At 71.0% G+C, this 24962-nt stretch carries 21 protein-coding genes and 1 pseudogene; 8 read left to right on the top strand and 14 right to left on the bottom strand.

Features of this window, described 5'->3' with window-relative positions; translation table 11 throughout:
* Positions 1-2 precede the first annotated feature (2 nt).
* From OIC96_RS23005 to OIC96_RS23020, 4 genes are read right to left on the bottom strand one after another with little or no spacing between them, the layout of a single operon-like run.
* Entirely contained in the window at positions 3-161 is a 159-nt protein-coding gene (locus OIC96_RS23005) for a DUF6760 family protein (RefSeq protein ID WP_020938517.1), read from the bottom strand.
* Positions 158-652: a hypothetical protein gene (locus tag OIC96_RS23010; protein WP_330306016.1), complete on the bottom strand. Its 495-nt coding sequence runs from the start codon at positions 650-652 to the stop codon at positions 158-160. Before OIC96_RS23010 ends, OIC96_RS23005 begins: the two co-directional genes overlap by 4 nt.
* Positions 649-1089, bottom strand: coding sequence for a phage tail protein (locus tag OIC96_RS23015; RefSeq protein WP_189151609.1), 441 nt, complete (start codon positions 1087-1089; stop codon positions 649-651). Before OIC96_RS23015 ends, OIC96_RS23010 begins: the two co-directional genes overlap by 4 nt.
* A gap of 57 nt (positions 1090-1146) precedes the next feature.
* Positions 1147-2703, bottom strand: coding sequence for a phage tail sheath family protein (locus tag OIC96_RS23020; RefSeq protein WP_330306015.1), 1557 nt, complete (start codon positions 2701-2703; stop codon positions 1147-1149).
* Positions 2704-2949: 246 nt separating this feature from the next.
* Here OIC96_RS23020 and OIC96_RS23025 point away from each other — a divergent pair, with 246 nt between their 5' ends.
* Positions 2950-4656 carry an eCIS core domain-containing protein gene (locus OIC96_RS23025; RefSeq protein WP_330306014.1) on the top strand — a complete coding sequence of 569 codons (1707 nt, stop codon included), beginning with the start codon at positions 2950-2952 and terminating at the stop codon, positions 4654-4656.
* Between the two features lie 9 nt (positions 4657-4665).
* Here OIC96_RS23025 and OIC96_RS23030 read toward each other — a convergent pair whose 3' ends face one another.
* The 4 genes from OIC96_RS23030 to OIC96_RS23045 form a co-directional block, all read right to left on the bottom strand.
* Positions 4666-6774: an ATP-binding protein gene (locus OIC96_RS23030; RefSeq protein WP_330306013.1), complete on the bottom strand. Its 2109-nt coding sequence runs from the start codon at positions 6772-6774 to the stop codon at positions 4666-4668.
* A 438-nt stretch (positions 6775-7212) separates the two neighbouring features.
* Entirely contained in the window at positions 7213-7923 is a 711-nt protein-coding gene (locus OIC96_RS23035; RefSeq protein WP_330306012.1) for a DUF4255 domain-containing protein, read from the bottom strand.
* Positions 7920-11126, bottom strand: a complete 3207-nt coding sequence (locus OIC96_RS23040) for a hypothetical protein (protein ID WP_330306011.1) — start codon at positions 11124-11126, stop codon at positions 7920-7922. The genes OIC96_RS23035 and OIC96_RS23040 overlap by 4 nt, the downstream gene beginning before the upstream one ends.
* A gap of 201 nt (positions 11127-11327) precedes the next feature.
* Positions 11328-11984: a helix-turn-helix transcriptional regulator gene (locus OIC96_RS23045; RefSeq protein ID WP_330310208.1), complete on the bottom strand. Its 657-nt coding sequence runs from the start codon at positions 11982-11984 to the stop codon at positions 11328-11330.
* Positions 11985-12261: 277 nt separating this feature from the next.
* Between OIC96_RS23045 and OIC96_RS23050 the strand changes: the two genes are divergently transcribed.
* Positions 12262-13602, top strand: coding sequence for a COG1470 family protein (locus tag OIC96_RS23050; RefSeq protein ID WP_330306010.1), 1341 nt, complete (start codon positions 12262-12264; stop codon positions 13600-13602).
* Positions 13603-13984: 382 nt separating this feature from the next.
* Here OIC96_RS23050 and OIC96_RS23055 read toward each other — a convergent pair whose 3' ends face one another.
* Entirely contained in the window at positions 13985-14965 is a 981-nt protein-coding gene (locus OIC96_RS23055; protein ID WP_330306009.1) for a LysR family transcriptional regulator, read from the bottom strand.
* A 126-nt stretch (positions 14966-15091) separates the two neighbouring features.
* Between OIC96_RS23055 and OIC96_RS23060 the strand changes: the two genes are divergently transcribed.
* Both OIC96_RS23060 and OIC96_RS23065 read left to right on the top strand, forming a co-directional pair.
* Positions 15092-16012 (top strand): zinc-binding dehydrogenase, encoded by a 921-nt coding sequence (locus tag OIC96_RS23060; protein WP_330310207.1) that lies wholly within the window; start codon positions 15092-15094, stop codon positions 16010-16012.
* Positions 16013-16059: 47 nt separating this feature from the next.
* Positions 16060-16494, top strand: a complete 435-nt coding sequence (locus tag OIC96_RS23065; protein WP_330306008.1) for a nuclear transport factor 2 family protein — start codon at positions 16060-16062, stop codon at positions 16492-16494.
* A gap of 349 nt (positions 16495-16843) precedes the next feature.
* On the opposite strand, the pseudogene OIC96_RS23070 reads toward OIC96_RS23065, so the two are convergent.
* The 5 genes and pseudogenes from OIC96_RS23070 to OIC96_RS23090 all read right to left on the bottom strand — a co-directional run.
* Positions 16844-17017 (bottom strand): annotated as a pseudogene (locus tag OIC96_RS23070) (SDR family oxidoreductase); the annotation flags it as partial.
* Positions 17018-17052: 35 nt separating this feature from the next.
* On the bottom strand, positions 17053-17886 hold the full coding sequence (locus tag OIC96_RS23075; RefSeq protein WP_330306007.1) for a hypothetical protein: 834 nt from the start codon (positions 17884-17886) through the stop codon (positions 17053-17055).
* Positions 17887-18028: 142 nt separating this feature from the next.
* Complete coding sequence (locus OIC96_RS23080; protein ID WP_330306006.1) at positions 18029-19093, bottom strand: CU044_5270 family protein; 1065 nt, start codon at positions 19091-19093, stop codon at positions 18029-18031.
* Positions 19090-19710 (bottom strand): RNA polymerase sigma factor, encoded by a 621-nt coding sequence (locus OIC96_RS23085; RefSeq protein WP_330306005.1) that lies wholly within the window; start codon positions 19708-19710, stop codon positions 19090-19092. Before OIC96_RS23085 ends, OIC96_RS23080 begins: the two co-directional genes overlap by 4 nt.
* A 125-nt stretch (positions 19711-19835) precedes the next feature.
* Complete coding sequence (locus tag OIC96_RS23090; protein ID WP_330306004.1) at positions 19836-20714, bottom strand: L,D-transpeptidase family protein; 879 nt, start codon at positions 20712-20714, stop codon at positions 19836-19838.
* A gap of 625 nt (positions 20715-21339) precedes the next feature.
* On the opposite strand from OIC96_RS23090, the gene OIC96_RS23095 reads away from it, so the two are divergent.
* From OIC96_RS23095 to OIC96_RS23115, 4 genes are all read left to right on the top strand, one after another.
* A complete protein-coding gene (locus OIC96_RS23095) occupies positions 21340-22542 on the top strand; it encodes an ice-binding family protein (protein ID WP_330306003.1) in 1203 nt (400 codons plus the stop codon).
* Between the two features lie 93 nt (positions 22543-22635).
* The gene (locus OIC96_RS23100) at positions 22636-23436 is read left to right on the top strand and encodes a DUF5819 family protein (protein ID WP_330306002.1); all 801 of its coding nucleotides are present in this window, start codon (positions 22636-22638) and stop codon (positions 23434-23436) included.
* Positions 23426-24583, top strand: a complete 1158-nt coding sequence (locus OIC96_RS23105; RefSeq protein ID WP_330306001.1) for an HTTM domain-containing protein — start codon at positions 23426-23428, stop codon at positions 24581-24583. The genes OIC96_RS23100 and OIC96_RS23105 overlap by 11 nt, the downstream gene beginning before the upstream one ends.
* A gap of 143 nt (positions 24584-24726) precedes the next feature.
* Complete coding sequence (locus OIC96_RS23115; RefSeq protein WP_330306000.1) at positions 24727-24909, top strand: BBE domain-containing protein; 183 nt, start codon at positions 24727-24729, stop codon at positions 24907-24909.
* Positions 24910-24962: the final 53 nt, after the last annotated feature.

Below are 24962 nucleotides of genomic sequence, written 5' to 3' on the forward strand. Positions count from 1 at the left end.
GCTCAACCGCCTTCGTTCACACGGGTGTTGATACGAGCGATCTCCGCCACCCACTGCCGGCGCTCGTCGTGGGTCAGGTCGAGGATCTCCTCGCGCTGCCAGTGGAAGTGGTAGGCGATGTACGCGATCTCCTCCCGGAGCCGGGGAAGGGCGTACGTCACGATTCCCCCAGGCGCCCACCCGAGAGGTCGACCTCGAAGCCGCCCTCGCAATGCGGGCAGGTCACCGCCGCGCGGGTGTGGCCCTCGCTGTTGACCCGGCGGTAGAAGTCCTGGAGGAAGGCGACGTCGGTGGCGTACATCCGCTCCACGATCCCGGCGTGCACATCGCTGATCGAGCCGATCCGGGTGATCACCTGGCTCAGCAGCACCACGCTCAGGTACGCCGGGTTCTCCTTGACCCGCAGGTCGATCTGGGGCCGCAGTTCGTCACGGGCCGTGGCCAGGCGCATCGAGCCGTGGCGGTGCACCGTGCCCGCCTCGTCGACGTACCCGCGCGGCAGCTCGAACTCGAACTCGGTGCGCAGCCCGTGGTCCTCGCGGCGCGGCGGGGCGGCGGCGGGAGGTGCCGCCGCCTGCTCCGACGCCTGGGCGGGCTCCGTCGCCTGGAGGATCTCCTCCAGGTTGCCCGCCGTCACCGTACGACGCCTCATTCGACGATGATCTCCTCGAACACGATCGTGACCGACTCGGTGGCCGGAGACGACTCGCCCGCCTTCAGGGACGGGCCCTCCCACTTGGAGGCCCAGCCCTGCATCAGCTGGATACGGCGGACCGTGTTGCCCTCGGTGTCCTTGATCTCGATGGTGAGGTTCTGCCGCGCGGAGTTCACGGCGCCGTTGTTCAGGGTCTCCTTGATCCACTTGGTGAACTCGCTGCTCTGGTCGAGTCCCCGGGTGATCGTGATCTCACCTGCCTGCCGGGCGCCGGGCTGCTTGCGGATGATCTGCTTGCCCTCCGCGCTGACCTGCTTGACCTCGACGACCTCCTCCTCGACGGTCAGTCCGCTGATCTCCTGGATCGACTCGACCAGGTAGCCGCCGAGCTGCACGCCGAAGACGTGGGTGGAAAGAGCATCGCCCGTTGCCATGACTGTCTGTCACCTTTCCTTACGGGTCTTTTTCTCTGCTTCTCTACTGACCCGTTCTCACTCGTCGATGAGGCTGGTGCTGTCGGAGAACTGGGCCAGCCGGAACACCACGAACTCCGCGGGCTTGACCGGCGAGACGCCGATCTCACAGATGACCCGGCCCTGGTCGATGGACTCCTGCGGGTTGTTGTCCCGGTCGCACTTCACGTAGAACGCCTCTTCGGCGGTGCGGCCGAACAGCGCGCCCCGGCGCCACTCCTCGGTGAGGAACGCGGTGACGTTGCGCCGGATGCTCGACCACAGCCGGTCGTCGTTCGGCTCGAAGACCACCCACTGGGTGCCCAACAGGATGGACTCTTCGAGGTAGTTGAAGAGGCGACGCACGTTCAGGTAGCGCCAGGCCGGGTCGGAGGAGAGGGTGCGGGCGCCCCAGATCCGGATGCCCCGGCCGGGGAAGGCCCGTACGCAGTTCACGCCGATCGGGTTCAGCAGGTCCTGCTCGCCCTTGCTGAGCCGGATCTCCAGGTCCACGGCGCCGCGGATCACCTCGTTGGCGGGCGCCTTGTGCACACCGCGCTCGGCGTCGCTGCGCGCCCACACACCGGCGATGTGACCGCTCGGCGGCACGGTGGTGTTGCGTCCGGCGGCCGGGTCGAAGACCCGCACCCACGGGTAGTAGAGGGTGGCGTAGCGGGAGTCGTAACCCGCCTCGTCGTTGCGCCAGGTGCGCACCTGCTGGGCGTTGAGGCCGGGCGGGGTGTCCAGGACGGCCACCCGGTCGCCCATCTGCTCGCAGTGCGAGATCACCGCGAGCTGCACGGTGCGCACGCCCTCGGCGTCGATGTCGCCGCGCTGGTAGGCGCTCATCAGGTCCGGCACCGCGACCATGGTGATCTCGTCGATGGTCTCCAGGCCGCCGAACCCGGTGCGGGCCGCGGCGTCGCCGACGTACTCGGCCGGGTTGAGGCGGGACACCTCGCCGGAGCCGTTCGCGGCGGGCGCGGCCGGGCCGTCGGGCAGCGCCAGGGTCTGGCCGGCGGGCCTGGCCTGGGTGGCGCCCTGCTGCTCGGTGACCTCGATCAGCTTGGAGGCGCGGGCCTGGTTGACCAGGTACCCCTTGACGTTCTTGCGGGTGGAGGCCTCGTACGTCTCCGCCACCTTGTCGCCCTGGCGGACCAGGACCTTGAAGCGGTCCTCCGACGGCTTCTCGCCGTCGGCGTCGGCGACCTCCACCGACACCCCGGTCACGCCCGGCTTGGCCGCGACCAGGAAGCCGCCGAGCTCGACCGGCTCCGCAGCCGTGTTCCCGCGCCGTCCGCCGTTGACCGACGGGGCGGAGGCGTCCTCGGCCGCGCCGCCGATGCGCACCACGTACGCGGCGCCGCCGCCGTTGGCGAAGTAGCCGTAGACCGCGTGGGGCAGATAGGTGCCCTCGGTGAAGCCGCCGAACTGCTGGGTGTACTGGTCCCAGCTGGTGACCAGCGTGGGCGCGTGGAAGGGGCCGTTCTCGGCGAACCCGACGAACGCGGCGACGGCGGTGCCGACTCCCTCGATCGGTCGGGCACCGGACTGCACCTCTTCCACGTACACGCCCGGGGTGAGGTACGTCGGCATGCTTGCTCCTTCGCGTCCTTACGGGTCACCTGTGTCCAGGCCGAGTCTTCGTGGGGGTCCGCCGGGGCGCCAGGGACCCGCGGACCTGGTCGGGGGCAAGAACGCTGCCTTTCCAGACTCCCCGCGCTGACCGTCCGGGCGTCGCCCACCTCTGCCCTCGCGCTGCCCGCGCGGACCTGGACGCCCCGTTCGCCCGCGCGGTCCACTGGAGGCCGCAGCGCAGGTGTGCCGACGAGGAGGCAGCAGATGCAGACATCCAGGTCGCACGCCGAGCAGGCCTCGCAGGCCGGGACCCGGAAGTCGGGGCGCGGCCCGGCCGCCGCCCGCCGGGAGACGTCCGAAGGCGGCGCCGCCGTACCGCCTCCGCTCACCGCCGACGCGCTCCGCGCGGCGCAGCGCGGCGCGGGCAACGCCGCGGTGACCGGCATGATCGCCCGCCGCGCCCGCACCACGCCCGCCCCGGAGCAGCCGGACCACGGTGTGGACCGGGTCCTGGGCTCCGCCGGCAAACCCCTCGCCACTCCGGTACGCCAGGACATGGAGGCCCGGTTCGGAACCGACTTCTCCGATGTACGACTGCACACCGGAGCCTCCGCCGCCCGCTCGGCCCGCGCCATCGGGGCCCGCGCCTACACCTCCGGCAGCCATGTCGTCCTCGGCGTCGGCGGCGGCGACAAGCACACCCTCGCCCACGAACTCACCCACGTCGTCCAGCAGCGCAACGGTCCGGTGTCGGGCACCGACCACGGCAACGGGCTCAAGGTCTCCGACCCGTCGGACACGTTCGAACGAGCCGCCGAGGCCAACGCGCACAAGGTGATGTCCGGGCCGGCCCCGGACGTGCAGCGCCTGCCGGAGGCCGGGCCGGACGGGACGGCGGAAGCAGCGGCGGACACGGTCCAGCGGGCCAGCAGCACCGTGCTGGAGAACGCGGTCGTGACGCACTACCAACCCACCAAGGCCGGCACCCAGAACGCACAGAACCTCACCATCCGGCGTCCCAGCAGGGTGACCGGCCCCGTCAACCCGACGGGCACGGCCGGCCGGGCGGCGGCGCCGAACCCGATCGCGGTCAAGGAACTCCACACGGCCTACAAGAACCAGGTCGGCAAGCGTGGGGCGCCCAGCGAGGCGGACGTGTGGAAGGACCTGTTCGGCGGGGCGGGCTACGACCGCGGCCATGTCATGGGTCTGGAGGTGGGCGGGAGCGACGTCAAGGAGAACATCGTCCCCCAGTGGTCCCTGAACCAGGGCACCGGCATGTGGCGCCGGATCGAGACGGCGTTGGTGGGGGTGGGCACGGGCAACCTCCGCTTCGAGGTGAACTACGCGACGGCACAGGGCAATCACCGCCACGTGATGGTCCCGGTCGGCATCGACATCTACCTCGACAACGCCTCCTACGACGTGTGGGAGAACGAGCCGGACGTCAACGACCTGATGAGGGCGGGAAAGGACCCGAGCGACCTGGCGGAGTACTACACGCAGGCGAAGGAAGCACTGAACGGCCAGACGACGCGGACCGAGGCCCAGATGCAGGACTTCGCCGTGGCGGCGCTGTCCGAGGACAAGGCCACCTTCCTCGCCTACCGGGACTACGAGGCGGCGAGCGCCCAGGGCCAGAACCCCGGTGCCAGTACCGCCGGCACCCACTTGCAGGGCATGACCAAGTCCACCTTCCCCAAGGACCGCCGGGACAAGCTCATCAAGTCGTACGTCGACGCGGGCTGGGTGACCAAGACCGGCACCGGTCCCAGCGCGACCTACACCCTGCACGACGCTCCGGCTCCGGCGCCCGAGCCCGACAGCGACGTCAGCTCCAGCGGCGAGTCCGACGTCGAGATGTCCGACGGTTCCCAGATGTCGGCGCCGGGACAGCCGTTCGCCAGCATCCAGTTCGGCTCGCAGAGCAGCTCCGACTCGGACTTCGACGACCGGATGTCCGACTCCTGAGCATCACCCTCAGGCGTCGTTGGCCGCCGCCAGGTGCGGGCCGAACTCGCCCTCCAGGACCAGCCGTCCGAGCTTGCGGTACTCCTGTGCGACCGCCGTCACCACCTGCCGCATGGTGAGCGGCTCGCCGGACTCCGCCGCGAGGTAGGCCGCAGTCACCGCGCAGGCGCGGATGGAGCCGCCGGCGAGTTCGAAGCGGTCCGCGCAGAAGGCGAGGTCCAAGTCGTCGGCCCGGGGCAGCCGCTCGCCCAGGCAGCGTTCCCACAGGGCGAGGCGCTGGCCGGAGTCGGGCACCGGGAAGTCCGCCACCACGTCGAGGCGGCGGGTGAACGCCTCGTCCAGGTTGGCCCGCAGGTTGGTGGTCAGCACCGCGATGCCGTCGAACGACTCCATGCGCTGGAGCAGGTACGCCGACTCGATGTTGGCGTGCCGGTCGTGCGCGTCCTTCACCTCCGAGCGCTTGCCGAAGATCGCGTCGGCCTCGTCGAAGAGCAGCACCGCGTTGACCGCCGACGCCTCGGTGAAGATCCGCTCCAGGTTCTTCTCGGTCTCCCCGACGTACTTGTCCACAACTGTGGACAGGTCCACCACGTACAGGTCCATGCCCAGGTCCGCCGCGACGACCTCGGCGGACATGGTCTTGCCGGTGCCCGACTCGCCGGCGAACAGCGCGATGACGCCGCGCCCCCGGCCGCCGCCGGGCCGCATCCCCCACTCCCCGAGCACCTGCTCGCGGTGGCGGGCCCGCAGCGCGAGTTCGCGCAGCCGCCGGTGGGTGGTCGGCGGCAGCACCAGGTCGTCCCAGCCGACGCCCGGCTCCACCCGGCGGGCGAGCCGGTCGAGCCCCGCGCCGTTCTGGGCACGTACGGCGGTGCGCAGGTCGTCGGCGCGGACCGGGCGGCCCGCGAGGGCGGCCGTACGCGTCGCCACGTCGGCGGCGCGGCGCAACTGCCCGGAATCCAGGCGGTGCGCGGCGACGGACTGGGCGAGCTCGTCGGCGTCGCCGGTGCCAGTCGCTGAGCCGCCACCGACGTCACCGGCGGCCCGGTCCAGGGCGTGCCGCCACCGCTCGGCCTGCCGCTCGGGAGAAGGCGCCGGCACGTTCAGGACGACGGGGGTGTCGGCCGCCCACAGCGGGTCCCAGGTGCCGGTGCCGTGCGTGAACAGGGGAATCCCGCGCAGCGCCGCGCACAACGCCCCCAGCGTCCGGGCTCGTTCGCCCGGTTCCGCGGGCAGCGACTCCAGCGGGCCGACAACGACCCCGGCACCGGTCAGACGGGCTTCGAGGGCGGCTGTCCGGGCGAGCTCCGGTACGTCGCCGGGGCGCCGGGCGAGGGCCACCGCGTCGAGGACGAGCGGGCGCAGCCCGGCCGCGTGCAGGGCAGCGGTGGCCAGCCCCTCGGCGTCGCCGCCCCGGCTGCGCAGATGGACGAGGCCTGTGCCGGTCCCGGCCGCGGCCGCCGTCCGGTGGACCTCCGCCGCCTCGGCGGTCGGGTCCTCGCGGGCCTCGCCGAGCACCCCGGCGAGCCGGGCGTCGGGTCGCGCGCTGCCCAGCAGGTGCGCGGTGACCCGGTCGGGGACCGCCAACACCCGGGACAGCGGCGGCCGTTCCGGCTCGGTGACCTCCACCAGACCGCCCTCGACGAGCGGCGCCCCGGGGGCGAGCCGGAACCGGGCGGCTGCCGCGCCGGCGAGCCCGCACAGCTCCAGGGCGAGCCCGACCGTGGGCCGACGGCGCGTCAGGTCGTCGTTGAGATAGCCGTAGAGCCGCTCGAACCGGGCGTCCAGGTCGGGCGCCATCGCGACCAGCAGCAGGTCCAGATCCAGCGGGGACAGCCCGAACCGCCGGGCGAGGCCGTCGAGAACGGACCCGGCCGGCGGTCGCCACGGCTCCTGGGCGGGTACGTCGAGACCACCCGGCTCGTCCAGGATGTGAGCCACCGCCTCGGGGCTGAGGTACTGCCCCCGATACGGGTCGTCAGGATCGGGATCGCCGGCACGACGGACAGCCACGGCGTGCCGCACCCGCTCCTCGACGAGACGAAGCCGCGCCCACAGGTGTTCTGGGTCGGGGGAAACGGCGTCGGCGGTCGCGACCGCTTCGACGGTGTGCGTCACGGCTGGTGATCCCTTTGGTGGAGGCGCTTGGACGGCCGTGGCAAAGTCCGGTGCGCTGAGCGCTCCGCTCGAAGTGCCGCGATGTGCCGTCGTTGCGCTGCGGGTCCGTCGTGGCTGGTCGCGCCCCGCGGCGGAGCCGCATATCGATACAGCCCCGCGCCCCTGTCAGGGCACGCTGAGCGGGTCCGGCGAAGTCCGGGACGGTTCGGCAGCGCCCCAAAGGGGCGCGGGGAACGGCGCGACCAGCCCCCACCGGCCCGCGGGTTCACGACCGCTGCCGGTTCGGCGATACGCGTCACGGCTGGTGGCCCCCTCGATGGAGGCACCTAGACGGCCGTGGCAAAGCCCGGTGCGCCACAGCGCCCCCAAAGGGGCGCGGGGAACGGCGCGACCAGCCCCCACCGACCCGCAGACGAATCACCACGCTTCCAGCGGAGCTCACGGCTGCCGGTCCCCCCGGCGGCGCCGCTTCGCAGGGGCGGGCCCCCGTTCGCGCGGGCCGGCGAACCCGTCCGGGCCCGGGTCGGTCGTCTCCGTGTAGCGGAGCCGACGACCCGGCGTCGTCGCTTCCCCGTCCTCACCGCGGGCGGCCGAGCGCACGACGAGCCCTTCGGTGACCGGCGGCGCGACGGCCGTGCTCACCCCGGCGAGCGGCGCCCGTACCCGTACCCCGAGCGATGCCTTCAGCTCTCCGCCGAGCGCCGACCACACATCGGAGGCGGCCGGCGCGTCGAGCCCGGCCCCTCCGGCGTCCAGGCTCACGGTCAGGCCGAGTTCGGCGAGCGTGCCGGTGAGCAGCCGCGCGGGCAGCGTGTCGGTGGCCACCAGAGTGGCGAGCACCTGCGACAGCAGCCGGTGCTCGTCCTGCGGACGGCTCGCCCACGCCGTCACCAGGTACGTCAGCTCGAACCAGCGGGGCGGGGTGCGCCGCGCCACCAGGTACCCGTCCGCGTCGTACACCTCCCCGGCGCCGCTGCCGCGCCGGACGGCGTCCTCACGGATGTCGTACAGGAAGACGCAGACCGTCGGGGCGCTGCGGCGCGCCGCCCAGTCCCGGGTGGGGGCGTCGAACACCACTTCGATGCCCGACGTCTGCAGGCCGGACTCGCCGAGCAGCCGGCGCAACCCCTCGTCGACCTCGTGGATCACCGGCGGGTCACCTCGTCGGGCGGCTGCACGCTGCCGCTGACCACCAGGAAGTCGGTCTTCACCGGTGAGAACCCGGGGCCCTTGGCGGTGATGGTGCGCGGTCCGGTCTGGTCCTTGGCGAGGATGAGCAGCTGGCCGATGAAGGTGCCGTCCGGCTTCGGCACGGTCGGCGCCGCCGCCGCGGTGATCCCCGGATTCCAGGTGAACCGCACCGGCACTCCCGGCGGGAAGTCCTTGCCGCGCACCGAGGTGACGAAGCCGGGCTTGCCGATCGCCGGCACCGCGACGATGCGCGGCTGGAGGATGCGCAGCCGCTTCCGGGCGGTGTTGTCGCCCTTGTCGGCGTCCGTCCCGGTGGTGGTGAGAACGCCGGTGACCTGGCCGGTCAGCGCCTTGTCGGGGCTGAGCACGACCCGTACGACGGTGCTCTCGCCCGAGTCCAGGTCCGGCAGCGCACACACCCAGGAGGCGTCGCAGCCCGCCGGCGGCCCGCTGTCCGGGATGCCCTTGGGAAGGCCGATGCGCAGCCGCAGCCCGGTCGCCAGCGCGTTGCGGCCGTTGCGCACGGTGTACGTCACCACGACACGGCCGCCGACGTAGCCGGGGTTCGGCTGGGCCGAAACGCTCACCCCGGGCCCGGCGTCGGGCTCGGGCGCCTGCGGGGGCACGGTCGGTGTCGGTGTCGGAGTGGGCGTCGGGGTCGGCGTGGGAGTCGGAGTCGGGGTGGGCGTCGGGGTCGGCGTGGGCGTCGGAGTCGGCGTGGCCTCGCGCACCGGCACCACGGTCCGGCCGGCGTTGTCGCTGGGCTCCGGGTCCAGGACCGTACCGGTGACCGACCAGTCGACCGGCTGGTCGCCGACGGTGACCCCGGTGAGGGTGACGGTCACCGGGACGGTGCTGCCCGGCTTCACGACGCCGACGTTGCACTGGAGCGAGGCGGCGTCGCAGGTGCCCCCGGGCCAGGTCACCCCGGTGACCTGCACACCGGCGGGCGGGGCGATGGTGAGCGTGGTGCCGGGAGAGGCGGCGGGTCCGTTGTTCACCACGTCGACCTGGACCGTGGTGGAGTCGCCGACGGTGACCTCGGGGGCGGTGCCGGGTGCCTGGAGCGCGAGGTCCACGGACTGCTGGACGCCGGGTTCCTTCTGCCGGCCCGGGAGGGTGCTGGTGAGCGGGGTGACGTCGCCGGAGTCGACGTCCAACAGGCTCAGTTTCTCGGGGCTGTTGGCCGCGACGGCGACCCGTGAGCTGAACACCAGGCCCTGGCCGTCGGCCGTCCAGGCGGCGTCGCGCGGCTGGAACGGGCCGGTGGTCGAGGTGTCCGGCAGATCCCGGCCGCAGGCGCCGGGCAGGCCGAGGACGGAGGCGGGCAGCAGCACCTGGCAGTCGTCGCCCGACAGGGACGTGAGGAGGAGGCCGTCGCGCTCGTCGACCGCACCGCCGCCGCTCTTGCGGTTGAAGGCGATGCCGGTCCCGTCCGGCGAGAACGCCGGGCTGTCGTCGATGACTTCGCAGCTGCCCGGGCAGATCGTGGCGCTCAGGTCGCGCTGCTGGGTCAGGTCGCCGACGGGCACGGTCCAGATGTGCTTGTTGCCGCCGCCCCCGTCGATCACCTCGTTGCGGGTGAAGGCCAGGGTGGTGCCGTCGGAGGACCAGGTGGGCTGGGCGTCGCCGCCCGTCTGCTCCCCGGCCGGCGGAGTGACCTCGCCGGTGATCGCCCCGGTGGTCGCGTCCGCGATGAGGATGCGGCTGGGACCCGCGGCCTCACCGACGCCGCCCGGCGAAGTCCGGGTGAAGGCAAGGAACTTGCCGTCCGGGGAGAACGTCGGGTCGGTGTCCCAGTCCGTCGCGGCGCGTCCCGCGAGCGGCATGGGCGCCGCGTTGGAGCCGTCGGCGTCCACCCTCCAGATCCGCTCGATCCGCCGGCCGTCGGCGTCGGTCTCGAAGCGGGTGACGACGATCCGGCGGCCGTCGGGCGTGTAGTTCTGCCGCTCGGTCCACGGGTCGAACCCGGCCGCCGGCTGGAACAGCGGGTCCTTGGCGGGATCGGTGTTGGTGTCGGCCGCCGGGTCCTCGTTGAGGATCGTCAGCCCCAGGTCGCGGGGGTCGGACCCGTCCGCCCGGGCGTCCTGCAGGGTCACCACGTGCGGGCCGGCCGCCGTGGTGCGCTCCACCACCGCACTGCCGCCGTCGACCGAGCCGAGCCAGGTGACCGCGGTGACCTCGCGGTCCTCGTTGAGCACCAGCCCGGGTTCCTGGTCGGAGTGCGCGGGCGTACTGAACACATGGTCGTAGTCGCCCTCGCACGTACAGGTGATCTCGGGGCTCAGGAACACCACCCCGTCCCCGTCGGGCTTCCACTCCACCCCGTGGGCACGCCAGGTCGCGTACGTGCCCCCGAGCAGCGCTTCGTCACCGTTCCCGTTCGCGTTCGTCACCCGCAGCCGGGGCACGCTCTGCCCGTCGACGGTGGTCGTGGCGGTGTACGCGATCCAGTCCCGGTTCTCGTCGTCGTTCACCGGGTTCCACGCCGGCTCGGACGCCGTGCCGTTCGCGGGATCGGTGATCCGGGTGGCGGTGCCGCCTGCCAGCGGCCGTACGTAGATCTGCTGTCCCACCGACACGTCGCTGTCACTGGAGTACGCCAGCCGCTGCCCGTCGGGGGAGACCGTCGGGCCCTCCTCGTCGGCGGGGGTGTCGGTGAGCCGCGTCAGGCCTGTGCCGTCGGTGCGTACGAGCCACAGGTCACGCTGCGTCCCGCCGTCCAGGCCCCCGGACCCGGCCGCGTCGAACACCACGGACTGCCCGTCCGGTGTCAGCCGGGGGTGCGCCGCGTCCATGCCGCTGGTGAGACGTCGTACGGAACCGTCGGCGGCCCGCAGGTAGATCTGCGGGTTCTTCTCGTCGCGGCGGCTCGCGAAGACCATCTGGTCGCCGAGGGCGGACGGCTGAATGTCGTTGTGGGCCGGGCCCTCGCCGAACAGCGGTGTACTGGACGTGGTGGAGGCGACCAGGCCGAGACTGCGGTGCCCGGTGCCGGCGTACGCGATCCGGGTGTCCGCGGCGTCGGCCACCGCCTGCGCCCGGGGCTCGGCGCTGCCCTGTCCGGAGGCCGCCGTCACCGCGAGCAGCGGGATCAGCAGCAGCAACGACGCGCCGAGTCTCCCCGGGCGGTACCGCCCGCCGGGGCCAGCGGTGCGCATCACGGTCCACCTCGCAGTCTGGTGCAGCATCTGGACGTACCCCTGCCACCCTGCAATGGCCGCAGGCGACATGGCAGGGCGGCAGGGACGTATCCCGGGGCAGCGCACGGTGTGCTTTAGGGCAGCGCCCCGAAGGGGCGCGGGGCTGTATCGATTTGCGGCTCCGCCGCGGGGCGCGACCAGCCCCCACCGGCCCGCAGGTCAAATCAACCCGTTGCGCAGCGCATACCCCACCGCGTGGGCGCGATTACGGAGCTGCAGCCGGGTGATGATCTCGTGCAGGACGTTCTTGACGGTCCGTTCGGAGTACGCGGTCTTGCGGGCGATCTCCGAGGTGTCCAGGCCCTCCGACACCAGGCGCAGCATGTCCGCCTCGCGGGTGGTCAGCGTGGACAGGGACAGGCCCCGCGGGTCGAGCGCCGAGCGCTGGAGGCTGCCCACGTGGCTGAGCAGTGTGCCGAGCAGGTCGCCGGGCAGCACTCCCTCGCCGTTGGCGATCGCCAGGACCAGGTGGAGGAGCCGGTCCTGGTCGGCCTCGGCGCGCCGCAGCACCGCGGAGACGCCGCACTCGATGACGCGTTGCAGCGCACCGGACCCGAGGGTGCCGACCACGAGACCCGCGCGGGTCTCGGTGTTGTGCCGCAGCCGGTGCAGCAGGGCTGCCACATCGTCGTCGACGCGGTCCACGACCACCAGCGACGCCTGGGCGCGCTCCACGTCCGCGTCGTCGAGCAGGTCGATCTCGGGGCGCTGGCGCAACTGCTGGACGACGCCGACGCGCAGGACCGGATCGGCGGCGTAGACGGCCACACTCACCCGGTCCGGACGGTCGGAGCCGGAGGTGCGATACGTGGGCATGTCCGCCGTGGAGGCGGATATGGCCGAGTTGTTCTCGTCCGAACAGGACATGGCGGGGTTACCACCTGATTCATGAGTGCGTGGGGGGGGAGCTGGGACGCGGAGCGGCACGGCGATCGCCGTGAAACGGAGTGGGCACGGCGCGGGCACGGCGGCGGGCCACATCAACCGTTCACAAGCGTAAGGGAGTTGACTTTGGCTTCGAAGGCATCACCACTGCCCGCGTGTTGCCCTCGCATCCCTCGTGGCGGCGCGGGCGCGCTCCTACCGTGGTGGCGTGACGCCTTCTGCAGCCTCTTACGGCCCCGGTGCGCCCAGCCTCGACATCCCGGCCGTGACGGTGGCCCCCGGCAGCACCGCCACGACCAGTCTGACCGTCCGCAACGACAGCGACATCGTCGAGGCGTACAGCCTGGAGGTCGTCGGGGACTGCGCCTCCTGGGCCACCGTGGAACCCCCAAGGGTCTCCCTCTATCCCGGCACCTCCGAGACGGTGACGATCCGTCTGGAGCCGCCGCGCTCCCCGGAGATACGCGCCGGTGAGCTGCCCCTGGGCGTACGGGTCCTGCCGACCGAGCACCCCGATGCGGTACAGGTTCCCGAAACCACCGTGCACATCGAGGAGTTCCACGAGCTGCAGACCGAGCTGGCCCCGCGCCGCCGGCGCGGCTGGCTGCGCGGCCGCTACAAGCTTGCGGTGCGCAACCAGGGCAACACCCCGGTGCAGGTGGGCTTCACCCCCGGCCAGGCGGGCGAGGAGCTGGCGTTCGCCTTCAACCCGGCCGAGCCGAAGCTGGAGCCCGGCGAGTCGGTCGAGGTCGGGCTGCGGGTCCGTACGGGCAAGCCCGTGTGGTTCGGCTCCCCGGTGGTGTGGCCGTTCACCCTGGCCACCGCCGAGACCGGTGACCAGGACGAGACCCAGCCGGACGAGACCCCCGACCGGCCGCCGCTGGACGCGGAGTTCGTCCAGATCCCCGTCTTCCCGAAGTGGCTGCTCGCCGTGCTCGCGGCACTGCTCGCGCTGCTGCTCGCCTGGTTCATGCTGGTCCGCCCGGCGGTGCGCAGCGCCGCGAAGGAGGCGGCCAACGAGGCGGTCCAGCCGCGCCCCACGCCCCCAGGAGAACAGGGCGGCAACGGGCAGACACCCGGCAACGGTTCCGGCGGCGCGAGCGCCTCGCCCGACGGTCAGGGTCAGGGTCAGGGTTCCGGAGCGGGCGGCGACGGCACCTCGACCGGGGGCGGCACCACGGTCGGCGACGGTCAGCAGAGCTCGGCGACCATCGACCTGAAGAGCTCCAGCGGGGAGACCAAAACCGGTACCTACAAGGTGCCCGAGAAGAGCGTCTTCGGTGTGACGGACATCGTCGTCGCCAACTTCCAGGGTGATGAAGGGGTGATGACGATCAGCTTCGGCGACCGCAAGATCACCACGATCGCCCTGGAAACCTTCCGCAACCAGGACTACCACTGGGTCACCCCCATCAAGATCCCCGCGAACAACACCGTGACCATCGAAGTCACCTGCGCGAAGCCGGGCACTCCGGCCACCGGCCGCCGGTCGCAGGGATGTCACGAGGTCCTGAACGTGAGCGGTGTGGTCAGTCGCACCGAGCAGTGATCCGGACCTCAGGCTTCCGATCATTTTCGATTAGTGCCGCCTGCATCTGTAAAGAGTGGCCACCGCATCTGTCCAGAAACCGATAACTCTGGTCTCAAAACCGGCATCCAGCCGCAGACGGCACACACACGGCAGCCAGACCAACGACATCATCACGGTCGCCGGCACCTCCGGTACCACGTACATCCACACCGACGACCGCCGGAACGCCTCCGGAGGGAGCCGGGGGCGTCGAAGATCTCGCCGGCCGAGACGACGCCAGCTGCGCGATCCTCGCCTCGACCCGATGCGGCACCGATCGACTGCCGTGGACACGCCGGGATGTGCTTCCTGACCCGACAGCTCCCCCAAGCCCAAGCCTCCGCCGGAGCCGCGCCGCACGTTACGAGCTTGTCCGCGACAGCTGGAGGGCCTGACGAACCGCAAGTTTCGGATGGTCGATGTCGGGGAGCCAGTCACGCTGCGGCGTGTAGTCCAGCCAGCGTCGGCTACGGCCGGCCTCGGTGAAGCCTCGTAGCAAGGTGTCGAGCATGGGATGGCGGGAGGACTCGCGCCAGGCCAGCGACCACGCGTACAGCGGTGTCGGCTCGACGAGCGGTATGCAGCGCAGGCGCGTGGGGTCCGGCAGCGGCGCGTCGGCGGGGAAGAGGGTGAAGCCGTCGGGCTCGGTGCGGAGGTGCTGCACAAGGTGGTCCAGGCCCAGATTGGGGCCATCGTGCCACCGAGTGATCCGGAATTCGTCGGCGAAGCGGCGCAGGAAGTCCAGCCGACTCAGTTCGGCCGGGCACCACAACACGCTGTCGCGCAGGTCGGCCGGGCGCAGCGCGTGGGCGCCGGCCAGCGGGTGAGACGGGCTGACCACCGCATCGACGGGTTCCAGCCGCACCAGCCGCTGGGTGAGTCCCGCATCCCGGCCGTCGGGCAATGGGTGCACCCGGCCGAATCCCAGGTCCGTGTCGCCGCGCAGCAACGCCCCTGCTACTGACGGCCAGTCACGTCCTGGGCTCGGCTCCCACCGCACCGGGCCGAGCTCCTGAACCGCGTCGGCAACAGTGCGCATCGGCGCGTACAGATGCCCCCAGGTGTCGATCCGTACGACCGAACCGGCGCCCGTCACCGCCGCGATCGCGCGCTCGCCCGCCATCAGCGCCTCACGCGCGGCCGGCAGGAACCGCTCCCCCGCCTCGCTCAGCCGGGTGCCGCCCTGGCGCTCGAACAGCCGCACCGCCAGCAGCTTCTCCAGCCGCGCGATGCGCTTGGACAGCGCCTGCTGGCTGGTGTTCAGCTCGTCGGCGGCCCGCCCGAAGTGCAACGTCCGGGCGGTCGCGACAAAAGCCCGGACCAGTGCGAGGTCGAGGTCCATGCTGCTGACCTTATGCGACAACCCCAAGTTGTCGGCCAGGAAGCTTCGTTGTTGGCAGAGCCGCCCCTCCACCCGGCCGAATGGTCCCAGAAGACACCACCGAGGACCACCGAGGAGATGACCACTATGAAGGCCTTCATACCGACCGGAGATCCCGCCGAGCCGGTCGTGCTCGCCGATGTCCCGGAGCCGACACCACGCCCCAACGAGGCTCTGGTGAAGGTCGAAGCGTTCTCGGTCAATCGGGGTGAGACGTTCAAGCTGGAAAAGCCCGCCTCCGGCGACCGCCCGGGCAAGGACATCGCGGGGCTGGTGGTGCAGTCGGCCGCCGACGGCAGCGGACCGTCCGGGGTCACCCGGGTCGTCGGCCACCCCATGGAAGGCGGCTGGGCAGAGTACGTGGCTGTGCCGACCGACGCGCTCGCCGAGCTGCCGGACAACGTCTCCGTGCTTCAGGGCGCGGCGCTGCCGCTGGCCGGGCTCACCGCGCTGCGGCTGCTGCGCGCTGCCGGACCGGTGCTGGGACGGCGGATCCTGCTGACCGGTGCCTCCGGAGGCGTGGGCCACTTCGTCACGGAACTCGCGGCCGCCGCCGGGGCCCAGGTCACCGCTGTGACCAGGAACGTCGATCGCGGCGCCCGGCTCACCGAACTCGGCGCCACCGAGATCGTCCACAACGTCACCGCCGCTCAAGGTCCTTACGACATCGTGCTGGAGTCGACCGGCGGAGAGACTCTCTCCCTCGCACTCGCGCGGCTCGCCAAGCGCGGCACGCTGATCTGGTTCGGGCAGGCCAGCCGCACACCGGCAACGCTCGACTTCTTCGACTTCTTCAGCGGACCCGAATCGGCTGTCGTCCGCCATTTCCACTACCTCGACGCGGACAGCCGCCTCGACGACGACCTGACGGCGCTCGTCCGGCTGACCGCCGAAGGCCGCCTGCACCCCGAGATCGGCCGCGTCACGGACTGGGCCGACACCGCGACCACCATCACCGACCTGCGCGACCGCCGCATCCGCGGCAAGGCCGTCCTCACCCTGTCCTGATCCACGCCCGGACGACCGGACGCAAGAACAACCGAAGGAGCACACCCATGACCACCAGCGACCCCAGGGCCGTCGTCATCCGCTACGTCGAGGCCGTCCGCGACGGCGACGCCGACGTCATCCACGACAGCTTCTCCGAAGACGCGACCTGGCACTACCCGGGCGACCTGCCCATATCCAAGGTGTGGCACGGCCGCGACGAGATCATCAACGACTTCCTCGGCAGCATGGGACCGGTCCTGGTCCCCGGCACCATGGAGATCGAACTGGTCAGCACGATCGCCGAGGGCGACCGCGTGGTGGCCGAATGGACCTCCAAGGCCACGACCGTGTACGGCGGCACCTACGACAATCGCTGCATCGGCATCTATACGATCCGCGACGGCAAGATCGCCTCCGTCATCGAATACGCCGACACCAGGCACGTGGGCGCAGCCCTCTTCCCGGGCGCCGTCGCCCACCGTCCCGCCGGCACCGAGTGAGCCGCACGGCCGGCACCGCCAACGTCCGTGTCTCGTGTACTCCGCGGTCGGCCGAGCAGATGAAGGGCCTGCCCGTAAGAGCGGACAACCACGGTCGACAGCGGTGTGATCGGGCCCATGCAAAGGCTTCGGCACGAAGAATCCACACAGGTCAGCAGCCATGTGACCGCCCAAGCGCCGTCGCTTGCCAAGCCGAGAGTGCGAGTTCGGTTCTCGTCACCCGCTCCATGGAGAAGGCCAGGTCGAAGACCCGGGCCTTGCTTGTTTTCCCGTCCGATCCGAGGGCCGCGTGAGCTGCCGATGCCACGGCAAGCACGCAGCGGAGACGGGAAGGCTCAGGGTCCGCGCGCTACACGGCGATGACGGCGACCCCTGTCCTGCCCCCGTCGACGTCCACCACTGTTCCGTGCACGAAGGCCGCTTCGTCACTGGCCAGCCAGACCACGGCATGCGCGATGGCGTCCGGCGTGCCGACGGCCCCGGCCGGGGTGCCCTTCATCATGATCTCGCCCGGATGGGTCTCCACAACCGATCAGAACCCTTCGTCGTCGTGTGGCCTCAGGCCGCGTGGCATAACGCCGGGGTCAGCTCGGGCGAGGGTACGACCAGGTAGGAGAAGCGGCCCCAGCCTCCGGTCCTGCGCAGGGCCAGGCCGAGGCGGCCGAGGTGCGGTTCCAGCCTCGGCATGCGTGCACGGAGGGCGGCCCTGGTCAGGGGCTGTTCGGCCGAGCCCAGGAGAAGCGTCAGATCATGGCAGCACCAGGGTCGTGGATCGGCGAGGACGAGCGTCAGAAGGACTCTCTGCGAAGCGTGCTCGGGAAGCGGCCCGGGCGGCATCGGAGTCGGCTTCTGCTTCCGCGACAGGGGCTCGCGTGCCGCCCTGGCGACCCACCGCTGGTCCGCCATCAGCCGGGCAGCCAGCTCCTCGACCGGCATGCCGCGGGGCAGGACGTTGGTGGCGCCCGCTTCGAGCAGCCCCGCGGGACAGGTGCCTTCGGGTGCGAGGACCGTCACCGGGGCCAGCCGCTGCAGAATGCCGACGCGCTGCCCCAGTTCATCCGCACATCCCTCGTCCGGCACGTCGAGGACGGCCAGCGGGCGCGGTCGTCGGGTCAGGAGCTCGCCGTACGCGGGCAGCGTCCCCCAGGGGTTGACCAACGGTGGCAGCAACTGCGTTCTGCGCGCCTCCCTCAGCAGCCGACCGCTCCGCTCCCGGGCGAGGGAGATCACCACACACGGCACGGCGGGGGTGTCCGCCCTGAACTCATCAGCCCGGTCGGGCGGTTGAGCCCATCCGTATGGTTCGTCCTCGGTCGCCGGCTGCAACTCGATCGCGGGCCGCAAGGCGAGTGTCCGTGTGAAGCGTCGTACGGCATCTCGTTGTTCTTGCATCTTCTCGGGTGATTCCCCGTTCTTCTCAGGCCGTTGGGACACGCTCTTTCCCACATGCACGAGTGATTCCCAGTCCCCCCACCGCACAGGGGCCTGATCCGCCGAGCGGATCAGGCCCCTGTCCCCGTCTGTGCGGCCGGGGTCAGCCGTCGGTCTTGGCGGGTTCCTCGCCGTGACGGTCGACGACCGCACGCTTCATGACGGCGTCGATGCCGTACAGCGTGTCGGCCGTGGCGCCCTTGGCCTTGGCCTTGTCCTTGGTCATGTACGACCGCGAGCCGAGGTAGGCGAACGTGTGCGCGTCGAAGATCCACACGTCCCGGGTCGCGGATCCGGCGTCCTCGCGGGTGATGCCGATGCCGTGCCGGCCGGCGGCGTCGACGGCGTCGGGGATCTGGGTCACACCGGGAATCCTCTCGACGGCCTTGTAGAGCGCGGAGGCGGTCTCCGGCGGCATGATCGTCGAGCTCAGCAGGTCGCCGATCGTCCCGAAGACGGCCTGGTCCTTCGCATCACCCTTCTCCACCCTGGTCTGGGAGTAGAGCAACTTGAGCAGGGCGTCGGGGTCTGTGGGCAGCGAGGCCAGCCACTTGTACGTGGGGTGATCGATGCCCGGCGAAACGGGGTCGGTGGACTCGATGGGGAGCTCCTCGCCGGGCATCACGGCGTCCTTCCCCGTATCGCGCATCCACCCCGTCCTGACGACGGGGTCGGAGCTCTGCGACGTCCAGACTTCCCGCGTGTGCAGGCCGCCGAGCCGCACGGGGCCGTCGAAGGTGCCGGTGTTCTCGCGGGTCACGCTCTCGACGTACACGAACTGGCCGTCCTTCACCGGCGTCGCGTCGGTCTCCATCGCCGCGGCGGCGATCCGGTCGAGGGTGACGGAGGCGCTGGTCGCCTTGGCGGGTGCGGTGGTGGAACCGGCCGCCGGGGCGGAGCTGTGGCCGCCGCCGGAGAAGGTGATGACCAGCGCCCCGGCCAGGGCCATCGACACAGCCGGCAACACCAGGACCGGGCGCGGGAGTCGGCGGCGGCGCGGTGCCGGGGACGTCTGGGCGGAGGGGGCGTGGTCGCGGTCGATCTGCTGCATCAGGGCTTCCTTGTAACGGAGATGACGGCTCGGCGAGAGGTCCCATTCGGCCGATGCCAGCAGTTCCTCCGTCTCACTCCGGGCGGACCCGGCGCGGGGCAGGTTGTCGGCGTTCATCGGGTTTCCTCCTGCAGGAACAGGGCCGCGAACGCGGCCTCACTCTCCATCTCTCCGCGGACGCCCGGCAGTTCCGCTTTCAGGCCCCGGAGTCGGCCGGAGCTGAGCCGGGCCAGTCGCGCCCGGGCGCGCGAGAGCCGCGACCGCACGGTGCCGACCGGGACGCCGAGCGCCTCGGCGGCCTGCTGGTAGTCCAGCCCGGACGCCACGCACAGGGCGAGCACCTCCCGGTCCTGGCGCCGCAGTTGGCGCAGGGCGTCGTGGACCACCGCGAGGCGGCGGGCGTCGTCGATCCGGCCGGCCGTCTCGTCCGCGAAGTCCTCGACCGGGCGGGGTTCGGGGCTGCGCGCCAGGAAGGCGAGCCGCCGGCGCAGGCCGCGGTTGGCGTTGTGCGCCTTGTGCGTGGCGATGCCGAGCAGCCACGGCTTGAGTGAGCCGCCCTCCGGCTCCACCGATTCCCGGGTGCGCCAGGCGGCGAGGAAGGTCTCGGACATCGCCTCCTCGGCCTCCGACCAGTTGCCGGTCAGCCGCAGGGCATGGTTGTAGACAGCCCGCGCGTACTGGTCGTACAGGTCGGCGAACGCCGCGCGGTCCCCTGCCCGTATGCGCGCACGCAACGATTCCGCTGGTTCTGTATGGCTCACACTCTTTACTCTCCGCCGCCCCGGCCCGGTTCCTGTGGCCTGCGCCACACCACTGTCGGAAGGGGCGGGGCGCTCTTCTTCGTCTCCCACCGCTCCCGTCAGCGTTCGAGGGAGGCGGCGTCGCCCATGACGATCACCGGGTGCTGGGCGGGGTCGAGGGTACGCAGCAGCTCCTTCATGTGCTGCTGTGCCACGCTCACGCAGGCGTGCGTGGGGCCGCCGTGGTCGACGTGCAGCCAGATACCGCCGCCCTTGTCCGCGCCGAGCGGGCGGGTCCAGTCGAGGGGCGTCGTTCCGGGCTTGTGGTTGTAGTTGATCGCTACGACGTAGTCGAAGGAGCCCGCGAGCGGCTCGCCTTCGAAGCCAGTGCCGTTGATGGTGAACCCGCGCCCGTGGTCGTACGGCAGCTTGGTGCCGGGGTCGGGCAGTAGTCCGCCCGCGTCGGTGAGGGCGAACACGCCGATGGGCGAGCGGAGATCGCCGACGTGATGGTCGTCCGTCCAGCCTTTGAGAGCGTTGTGGGCCGGCCAGGTGGCTCCCGGCTCCCAGCCCGTGCCGGTGCGCCGGTACAGCACCACCCGCGAGGTCGAGGAGTTCTTGCCTCGGCCGGTGACCAGGACGACCTGGCGTGCGTTGCCGGGGATCTCGGCCAGCGTCCGGGGCCCCAGGCCCGGCAGCCGCGCGGGGCCGGCGCTGTTCGAGGACGCCTGCCCGGGCCTGGCCTGGGTCGTGCTGGGAGCGGCGGACACGGTGGCCGATCCGTCGTGCGCACCCACGGTCACCGGCCGGCCGTCGTCGGCCGTCCTGACACCCGTCCCCGTTCGGCCGCATCCGGTGAGCGTGACGAGCAGGGCCAGGCCGGCGGCCGGTATCCCGAGACGGCTCGCGCCGAGGGTTGCAGAGGTGGTCGCTTGTCGATTCCCGGCCGGGACACGACGGCACAGGCGTCCGGACAGACGACGAGTTGATGAAGCCATGATCGTCAGGCTGAAGGAGAGGTGTGAGGAACTTGTCAGCTCCGGCCCCCCGGCCCGGAACTGCGACCGGCCGACAGGCATGCCGGGATCGGCGGTGCGGCGAGGGCGGCCAGGTTGCCGCGGGGCGTGAGGTCTGCGTCGTTCGTGCCGGGAGGCGTGCCAGCGGGTTGCCAGCGGGGTGTGGGGCAGCAGACCCAGGGCGTGTCGCTCGGCGCACCCGTTCGCCGAGTGACTGGGGGCGGGCCTTTCCGCGTTCGAGCAAAGACCGAGGCCGACCGCCGGCCTCCGTATCCCGCCGCCCGGCCCGCCGTATGGCGCCCGCCTGTTGGACCGGCCTGCCAGGAAATCGTGGGCGGCTCGCCCGTCATCGAGCCGGATAAACAGCAGCGCCATTCAGCCCATTAATCATTTGTGCAGATTACGCGCCGCATTCTCCCATTCCAGCGAAAGCGCCGGGAGAAGCCGTAACCGGGCCATCTTCCTACGTAATATGCCAGCCGCAGAATCAGATTCTGCGTGGCCGGGAATCTCCAAGATCATCCTCTCAAAGGAGTTGGCCCCCTCGATGACGCTGAATATCCCTGACGCGCCTCCACGGCGCACAATGTCGGTATGGATCGCGGCGGTGACGGCGGTGGTAATCGCCGCCGTCGTCCTCGCGATGACGCCGACACGCGCAAGCGCTGTTGCCAGCCCTGTGCCTCTGGGCACGGCAGCCAGTTTCGGAGTACTGGCCGGCGCCACAGTCACCAACACCGGTCCCACGGTGGTCAACGGTCTCAACGTCGGCGTAAGCCCCGGGACGGCCATCACCGGGTTCCAGACGTCCGACGGAGGGCCCGGCATTGTGACCCCGCCCGGGGTTCTGCACTCTGCCGATGCCGTCGCGGGCCAAGCCAAGACCGACCTGAATACGGCGTACAACCAGGCCGCCGGACAGACTCTGACGGACGCGATCTACAACGACGCTCCCCACGAGTTCGGTGGCCAGACGCTGACGCCGGGCCTCTACAGGGCGAACAGCTCCGCCGGGATCACCGGCACACTGACCCTGGACGCCCAGGGCAACTCCAGTGCCGTCTGGGTGTTCCAGATCGGTTCGACGCTGACGACGGCATCCGCCAGCACAGTGAGCTTCATCAACGGCGCCTCGCCGTGCAATGTGTACTGGAAGGTCGGCAGCTCGGCCACGCTCGGTACCAACTCCACGTTCGTGGGCACCATCCTGGCCGACACCTCGATCACCGCCACCACGGGGGCGACCATCAACGGCCGGCTGCTGGCCGATGCGGGCCTGCGCGGTGACGGCGCCGTGACGCTGGACAGCAACAGGATCTTCCAGGGGCCGTGCGCGACCGGGGGCACTGGTGGGACCACGACCGGTCTGGTCACCGGCGGTCTGGTCGCCGGGGCTTCGAGCGGTGGCACCAGCACAAGCGGTGGCACCAGCACGAGCGGTGGCACCAGCACGGTCGGCGCCATCGGCGGCGTGCCGACGGGCGGCGGAACCGGTGGCGTCCTGGGTGGTCTCCTCGGCGGTGTCCTGTCGACGGGCGGCACCTCGGGCGGAGCGCTCGGCGGCCTCGTCGCGGGCGCTTCGACGAACGGGGCCACGGGCGCCGCCACGGGCGGTGTCCACGGCGGCGTGATCGGCGGGACCGGACACGACCATGGCGAGTATCCGGGCAAGCCCGAAGGCCACGACCACGGGAAGCCGGAAAAGCCGGGTCACCACGATCACGGCGGGAAGCCCGAAGAGCACGGCGGTTACAGCGAGTACGGCAACAAACCCGGCAAGGACGACGACTACGGCAGCGTTCGTCACTGAGTCGTGCATACGTCCCCGACGGGACGGGCGGCACGCGGCGGATCGTTGTCGATTCCGTCGCGCGCCGCCGCCGCCGAAAGCCCAGGAGAAGCAGTGAGAGAAGCCGGGATCGAAAGGCCGGGTGGGGCCGTGCTGGATGGCACCGCATCGACTGATGCGGATGAATCTGCGGACGAATTCCCTCAACAATCCGCGGAACAGTCCGCGGAACAATCCGTGGAACAGTCCGTGGAACAGTCCGCGGAAAGATCCGCGGAACAGTCGCAGCCTCCGCCGGTCTTCCTGCAAGCGGTGACGAGTACTGCCGTGTTTCTCTGCCTGGCGACGGCCCTGATCCATGTGCTCCTGGTGTTTCTGCACGTGGCGCCCCCGAACCCGCTCTCCCAGCAGTACAGCCGGCAAGTCAACGCGTGGGTCTTCCCGCTGTTCGAACAGAACTGGCGACTTTTCGCCCCGGATCCGGAGTCCGTCAACCGGCAGATCTCGGCGAGGACCATGCACACCGCCCCGGACGGAACCGCGCAGGTGAGCGGCTGGTTCGATCTGACCGCCGTGGACGATTCCGCGGTGAAGCACAACCCCTTCCCGAGTCATACGGCGCAGAACATGCTGCGGCGGGCCTGGAGTTCCTACCTCGAGAACCACGTCGGCGACGACCAGCCGCACTCGCAGCGGGCGCTGATGACCCAGCAGTACCTGACCAACATCGCGTCGGATCGCGTCGCCGCCCATCGTGGCGGGAGCTTCGAGTCCATCCAGCTACGGGTGGTCACCCTGCCCATCGCCGCGCCCGCCCCGGCCGGCGGCGCGGGCGCGGCCGCAGTCGCGCCGAAGGCGGCCGATACGCGGTATCTGCCCTGGTGGAAGGTGGAGGTGGACTCCCATGGAAACTGAGCAGCTACCCGCATCGCGCCCTCGTACCGCCGAGAGGGCGGGGGCGGGGGCGGGCGCGCAGCACCGCGTACCCGACCGTGTTCGTGCGGCCCTCGACGTCCTGACCGAGCGGCCGGTCTCCCTGTACGCCGCGGCTGTCCTGCGCATCGGATACGGGTTTGCCTACCTCGTCTTCCTGCTGCGCGAGTTTTCGCACCGCGACGAGATCTGGGGTCCGGGATCACCGTGGACGCCGGAGCTGGCGAGGCAACTGTTCGACCAGACGGGATGGATCAGCGTTCTCACCCTGTCCGACAACCGGGCCTACTTCGAGGCCTGTTACGCACTGGCCGTCGTCACATCGGCACTGTTCGCCCTCGGCTGGCGGACCAGAGCGGTGTCGGTGCTGTTCGCGGTCGTGGTCGCGTCGTTCCACAGCAGGTCGATCTTCATGACCGACGGAGGAGACAACCTCATCCTCCTCATGGCCGTCTACCTCGTCCTCACCGCATGCGGCCGTCGCTGGTCCCTGGACGCACGCAGAACCCGGCTTCGCGCATGCGCGGGTGGTACGGCGCGCCCGTCGGTGGACCCGATGGCGGGTGGGCTCCGGCATCACCTCCGCGCTTCCCGGCAGACCCTGACCTCCGTGCTGCACAACTGCGGGATGTTCGTCATCGCGGCCCAGGTCTGCTTCCTCTACGGGTCCGCGGGTCTGTACAAGGTGCAGGGCGGATCCTGGGGCAACGGGACCGCCCTCCACTACGTCCTGAATCTCGACCTGTTCCGGCCCTGGCCCGGACTCTCCCTCATGGTGGACGAGCACGACCTACTGATCGCCATCGCCTGCTACATGACGGTGCTGTTGCAGGTCGCCTTCCCGTTCGTTCTGTTCGGGCGGCTCAAGTACCCGGTCCTGACCATGCTGTTGGGCATGCACCTGGGTATCGCGGTACTCATGGGACTGCCTCTCTTCTCCGGCGCGATGATCATCGCCGACGCCGTGTTCCTGCCGGACCGCTTCTACCGGGCTCTGGGACGGCTGTGGCGACGCATCGCTCGGGGCGCGGGTTCCGGAAGAACGGCGGACGCGCCCCGGACACCCCGTGCACTGGTACCTGCGCAGAGCGAAAGCGACACCAAGCGCTCGGCCGGGCCGGGTCGGTGAACCAGCGGTAGTAGGCACTGCGGGCCAGGCCGGTGTGTCGGGTCTGGTCGCCGAGCAGGGCGGTGGCGAGCGGGTTCATCGCGTGCTGACCGTGCCGGCGGGCACGCTCGCCCCGGCCCCAGCACACGACCATCGGCGAGGCGATGCGCCCCCAGTCGCTGACCAGCGGCTACACCAACCTCACCGACGACCTGGGCGACGCGTGGCGCAGCGGCGTCCACGGCAGCGCGGCCAAGCACCAGCGCCTGCCCGCGGTCAAGGCCACCTGGGACCCGGACAACCTGTTCCGATTCAACAAGAAAATCGCCCCGGCGAACGCCGGATGACCGCACACCGGCTGAGCGTCACGCGCCGGTTCGTGCAGCGGGGCGACTGAAGG

Origin of the sequence: Streptomyces sp. NBC_00775 (assembly GCF_036347135.1) — a bacterium.
In the GTDB taxonomy this organism is placed as follows: Bacteria; Actinomycetota; Actinomycetes; order Streptomycetales; family Streptomycetaceae; genus Streptomyces; species Streptomyces lutosisoli.

Coding starts and splice junctions, on each gene's coding strand:
- OIC96_RS23015 (WP_189151609.1), bottom strand. CDS start 1,089: ATGGCAACGGGCGATGCTCTTTCCACCCACGTCTTCGGCGTGCAGCTC.
- OIC96_RS23060 (WP_330310207.1), top strand. CDS start 15,092: ATGAAGGCCTTCATACCGACCGGAGATCCCGCCGAGCCGGTCGTGCTC.
- OIC96_RS23040 (WP_330306011.1), bottom strand. CDS start 11,126: ATGCGCACCGCTGGCCCCGGCGGGCGGTACCGCCCGGGGAGACTCGGC.
- OIC96_RS23065 (WP_330306008.1), top strand. CDS start 16,060: ATGACCACCAGCGACCCCAGGGCCGTCGTCATCCGCTACGTCGAGGCC.
- OIC96_RS23045 (WP_330310208.1), bottom strand. CDS start 11,984: ATGCCCACGTATCGCACCTCCGGCTCCGACCGTCCGGACCGGGTGAGT.
- OIC96_RS23080 (WP_330306006.1), bottom strand. CDS start 19,093: ATGAACGCCGACAACCTGCCCCGCGCCGGGTCCGCCCGGAGTGAGACG.
- OIC96_RS23025 (WP_330306014.1), top strand. CDS start 2,950: ATGCAGACATCCAGGTCGCACGCCGAGCAGGCCTCGCAGGCCGGGACC.
- OIC96_RS23105 (WP_330306001.1), top strand. CDS start 23,426: ATGGAAACTGAGCAGCTACCCGCATCGCGCCCTCGTACCGCCGAGAGG.
- OIC96_RS23010 (WP_330306016.1), bottom strand. CDS start 652: ATGAGGCGTCGTACGGTGACGGCGGGCAACCTGGAGGAGATCCTCCAG.
- OIC96_RS23090 (WP_330306004.1), bottom strand. CDS start 20,714: ATGGCTTCATCAACTCGTCGTCTGTCCGGACGCCTGTGCCGTCGTGTC.
- OIC96_RS23020 (WP_330306015.1), bottom strand. CDS start 2,703: ATGCCGACGTACCTCACCCCGGGCGTGTACGTGGAAGAGGTGCAGTCC.
- OIC96_RS23055 (WP_330306009.1), bottom strand. CDS start 14,965: ATGGACCTCGACCTCGCACTGGTCCGGGCTTTTGTCGCGACCGCCCGG.
- OIC96_RS23075 (WP_330306007.1), bottom strand. CDS start 17,886: ATGCAAGAACAACGAGATGCCGTACGACGCTTCACACGGACACTCGCC.
- OIC96_RS23115 (WP_330306000.1), top strand. CDS start 24,727: ATGCGCCCCCAGTCGCTGACCAGCGGCTACACCAACCTCACCGACGAC.